Source organism: Vibrio eleionomae (genome assembly GCF_009874545.1).
Taxonomy (GTDB): Bacteria; Pseudomonadota; Gammaproteobacteria; order Enterobacterales; family Vibrionaceae; genus Vibrio; species Vibrio nitrifigilis.
The window spans coordinates 1-4,062 of the sequence record NZ_WEKT01000106.1 but is presented as its reverse complement, the minus strand read 5'-3'; the positions used below and the strand labels follow the sequence as shown (position 1 = coordinate 4,062).

Sequence of the window (4,062 nt, the reverse complement as noted above, 5' to 3'; positions counted from 1 at the left end):
AGTCATAATAAGGAACTTGTTGATCATCATGATCAATTAACTTATTGTGAGTTAAGGTTTATTTGATGATGGTAAACTGAGCGACTCTTCAAAAATAACCTTTTCTACAGGCCTTTAAAACCAAGGGGTTTCATGCGTTTGCCCTGACGCGTCCCCATTGTTACCGACCCTAGGACCATCGCGATGACTCGCTTAGGATAACGTTGTGCATAGACAAGGCCAAGCGTCACTCCCCAGGAACCACCGACGACAACCCATTTATCAATCTTGAGATACTCGCGCAGTGCTTCAATATCAGCCACGAGGTGATCGGTCGTATTCACTCTCAGATCCGCGTTAGGCTCAGAAACAAGTGGAACACTACGCCCACAACCACGCTGATCGAACAGTACCGCGCGATATGCTTTAGGGTCGAAATAACGTCTAGAACCAGGCCCACAACCACTACCCGGTCCACCGTGAAGGTATATTACAGGTACCCCTCCTGGGTTACCAACCTCTTCCCAATAGATGCAGTGACCATCACCGACATCTAACATCCCTGAATTAAACGGTTCTATGGGTGGATAACGTTTTTTGATTAATTCAGATGCTTCAAAGCGTTCTTTTTCAATATCTTCCATACCATTTGTACCATATGTATACACACTATAACGCCAAGATAAGCTGTATTGCACTTAATCAACAATAAAAACCTAACCTAGTAAAAATGGGACAAGATAAAACGCATCTGATGCAGTGCCTTGTTAAGCGACTTTCACGCACATGACTATACCTGTGGACCAACATAGCTTCGCAATAGCGAGATCGTCACGCTGTGATAAGTGATCGATTAAACGTTGAATTTTACTATTGTGTTCTTCGGACCAATCCGCGCGAATTTTCATATCATCAATAATGTAGAAGCCGCCAATTTTAAGACAAGCTAGAGCTTCGTTTAGGTAATAGTACTTACCTGGCCAAGTGTCAGCGAATATTAGATCGACCGATAATGGCGGAATGCGATCAATAACGTCCTCTCCATCAGATAGAACAATATCAACTCGTGGATCGGAGTTAAGATAGTGACGAGCAATTTCGATATTTTCTGCCGAGTTATCCACCGTAATTAACGTTGAATCTGCCGACATTCCATGTAAAAGCCATGAAGTACATAACCCAGTACCAGTCCCTAACTCTAACAAACTCCCTGATTGCTTACTGGCAGCTAAAGCCGATAGAAACGGACCGATGGGTAACTCTGATAACTGACGAAAACCAATGTCCTGTGTTGCTTTCAGTATTTTTTCATATTGTTTTGGGTAAATTTCTACTGTTTCATTCATACAAACCTCCTTGTAACCTAATGACGCTAAGCAAGCAGCACTTTACTTGCAGCCTGAACAAACCGAAAACGTTAAACCACATACACCCAACTTATTCGGGTTTGTTGGTTCGTATTGTTATATTTACTAGTTCTATCGTGCCCCAAAAACCTTTACTCTTTTGCTGAATGCGCCAGCCTCTACGCTTCAATTCTTTGGCAACAAAACGATTTGTGAGCCCATGACCAAATACGGTTATATGGCTATTTTTATACGTTTGTTCTACAAGAAGATCAACTGCCGATATTATTCTCTGTCGACCAACTTTAAATGATTCGCTCTTACCTGATATTCCCAAAAACCAACAAATTCTAGATAGAATAAGCCAATGATCAACGGATATGAAAAAAGGTAATTTTAATCTTGGAATATCCATTTCCCTCAGCTCTCTCAGTATCAAATCTGGCGATTTACCTGCGCATAATTCAGTAGAATGTCGAGCGCGATTTAAGTCACTAGAAACCGTATAACTACCATTAATTCTTTTACACAATTCTTCTGAAGGTTTACTACTCGAAATAACCAATGAACGATTATAGGCTCTAACCCAATTAGCAAAACCTACTGCACTCACCTTTGGATTCACACTTGCCTTTGGTTTTCCATGCCGTACTAATGTAATTTTCAAAAAGACTCCAGAGTGTCATGTAAACATTACGCCGCATAAGATTTGGGGCCCCAAATTCGTGACAGAACGAGGTCAATTACCACGTCTTGTTAATCGTACATTGCCCAACGGAAATATGGGCGCTGAGCATCCATTCGCTCAACTTCTGCGCCTAACTTCTTGTAGAAATCATGTGCTTTGGTGTTGTATGGACTCGCTGTCCATGAAATATGAGAAATTAACGATTTTTCTGCTTCTGTTTTCAAAGCATACATAAGTTTAGCACCATATCCCTTTGATCGATGTTCACCCATGATTAGCAAGTCATCAAGCCAAATTGACGGCTCACCCCGGAACGAAGAATAGCGATAATGAAATAAGGCAAAACCCTCAACATTGCCATCGACTTCCAATAACAACGCGTGAGCAAACGGATATTCCCCAAATAAGGTTCGCTCTATCTTCTCTTTAGTCGTGGAAATTTTGCCGTTGAACCCTTTCATACTACGGTCAAACTCTGCTTTGTGTTCAATAAGCTCTAGTAACTTACTGGCATCTTGCTTGAGCGCTTTCCTTACATTCACTTTATTCTCCATAACTAAAATTACTGCTTGTCGGTAACACAGCAAACAGTGTCGCTGACTCTACTTGCACAGCAGCACCTAACCATTTCACCTGTGAGTATTTGACGTTAAACAGCACTCGCTTAATTAAACGTATCTGCTGCGCCTTATTAAGCAGTAATGACACTCGAATGGGCAGCTATTACTTCCCAGTGATTATCTTTAATATTTTGCCAAACTCGAGTGAAGCGAAATGTCCCGTTTGCAGGATGACCATCATAATTGCCACAGATTGTTACCTTAGCAACCACGACAGCCGTATCCATTTGTAATTTGATCTGCTGCTCATCGACCGAAATATTAGATATATGCAGTAAACCTGATTTATGCGCATCTAAATCGTCTTTTTTACCGAGAACCTGACCTAAATGATTCGTAAAAATTAAATGAGATGACAACAATTTGTCCAAGGCAACTGTGTCAGATTCCAGCATTGCTTTACACAATAGTTCTTCTAAATTTCGAATTTGGATTTCCCTGATGTTTTCCACCGCAGCTCCTTTTACTGTTTAACGACTCACTCTATTACGCACTACGAGCGAATAAATGACTTTAAACCACAATTGCCATTGTTAACTGCGCCAATTGCTGTGGATTGTTAGTTGTCCTTCACCAATGCCAGTGCTAACATTTGTACACACATCAAATTCAGGAGTGACTCATGGATACAAGAATTCAATTTCGTGTTGATGAAGAAACAAAACATTTAGCCCAACAAATGGCTGAAAGCCAAGGTCGAACTCTTAGTGATGCTTGCCGAGAGCTCACTGAACAACTCGCTGAACAACAACGTAAAGCATTATCCCATGATGCTTGGCTAACTGAACAAGTTAATCTCGCATTTGATAAATTTGATTCTGGGCGAGCTGTATTCGTTGACCAGGAATCTGCCAAAAATCGTATGGCTGCACGCAAAGCAAAAATCCGTAAGCAAGGTCAATGATTTACTGGGAAGAAGAATCTTTAAACGACCGCGAAAAAATCTTTGAATTTCTGTACGACTTTAACCCTGATGTGGCTGAAAGAACTGATGACATTATTGAAGAAAAAGTTGAAAACCTTAATGAACAACCATTAATGGGAGTTCAACGTGATGGAATTCAAGGTCGATTACTCATTATTCCTGAAGTATCAATGATCGTTTCTTATTTTTTTGATGGTTCTAATATTCGAATTATGCGTGTTCTTCATCAAAAGCAAAAATTCCCAATTGAATAGCTGAAGCTGGATAAGCAACTAACGTTAAGCCTACGATAGTCACCACAAGATGATAATATCAAACCACAGTTACTTGATGTGAATGCATCCATTAGAGCGAGTTATAGTTACTCCATTCCACAACTTCTGGTTTACCAAAACCAATGAAAGGTGGAACATGCTTCTACTGATTACGAATATGCATGCGAAAAGCATTCGATGCTCATAACAATACATTCGAACCAGTAGAGGCAACTCGATTTCATCACGC

The 4,062-nt window shown here is 40.5% G+C and carries 8 protein-coding genes; 2 read left to right on the top strand and 6 right to left on the bottom strand.

Going from position 1 to position 4,062, the window contains the following annotated elements:
- Nucleotides 1-104: 104 nt before the first annotated feature.
- From F9817_RS23505 to F9817_RS23480, 6 genes are all read right to left on the bottom strand, one after another.
- Nucleotides 105-623, bottom strand: a complete 519-nt coding sequence (locus F9817_RS23505; RefSeq protein ID WP_161158634.1) for an alpha/beta fold hydrolase — start codon at nt 621-623, stop codon at nt 105-107.
- 123 nt (nt 624-746) lie between these two features.
- The gene (locus F9817_RS23500) at nt 747-1,325 is read right to left on the bottom strand and encodes an O-methyltransferase (RefSeq protein WP_161158633.1); all 579 of its coding nucleotides are present in this window, start codon (nt 1,323-1,325) and stop codon (nt 747-749) included.
- Nucleotides 1,326-1,416: 91 nt separating this feature from the next.
- Entirely contained in the window at nt 1,417-1,992 is a 576-nt protein-coding gene (locus F9817_RS23495) for a phosphoglycerate mutase family protein (protein WP_161158632.1), read from the bottom strand.
- An 89-nt stretch (nt 1,993-2,081) separates the two neighbouring features.
- Nucleotides 2,082-2,567 (bottom strand): GNAT family N-acetyltransferase, encoded by a 486-nt coding sequence (locus F9817_RS23490; RefSeq protein ID WP_202436576.1) that lies wholly within the window; start codon nt 2,565-2,567, stop codon nt 2,082-2,084.
- Entirely contained in the window at nt 2,557-2,721 is a 165-nt protein-coding gene (locus F9817_RS23485) for a hypothetical protein (protein WP_161158630.1), read from the bottom strand. Before F9817_RS23485 ends, F9817_RS23490 begins: the two co-directional genes overlap by 11 nt.
- Nucleotides 2,705-3,085, bottom strand: coding sequence for a DUF4440 domain-containing protein (locus F9817_RS23480; protein WP_161158629.1), 381 nt, complete (start codon nt 3,083-3,085; stop codon nt 2,705-2,707). Before F9817_RS23480 ends, F9817_RS23485 begins: the two co-directional genes overlap by 17 nt.
- 170 nt (nt 3,086-3,255) lie before the next feature.
- Between F9817_RS23480 and F9817_RS23475 the strand changes: the two genes are divergently transcribed.
- Nucleotides 3,256-3,537 carry a type II toxin-antitoxin system RelB/DinJ family antitoxin gene (locus F9817_RS23475; RefSeq protein WP_161158628.1) on the top strand — a complete coding sequence of 94 codons (282 nt, stop codon included), beginning with the start codon at nt 3,256-3,258 and terminating at the stop codon, nt 3,535-3,537.
- Nucleotides 3,534-3,812, top strand: a complete 279-nt coding sequence (locus F9817_RS23470; protein WP_161158627.1) for a type II toxin-antitoxin system RelE/ParE family toxin — start codon at nt 3,534-3,536, stop codon at nt 3,810-3,812. Before F9817_RS23475 ends, F9817_RS23470 begins: the two co-directional genes overlap by 4 nt.
- Nucleotides 3,813-4,062: the final 250 nt, after the last annotated feature.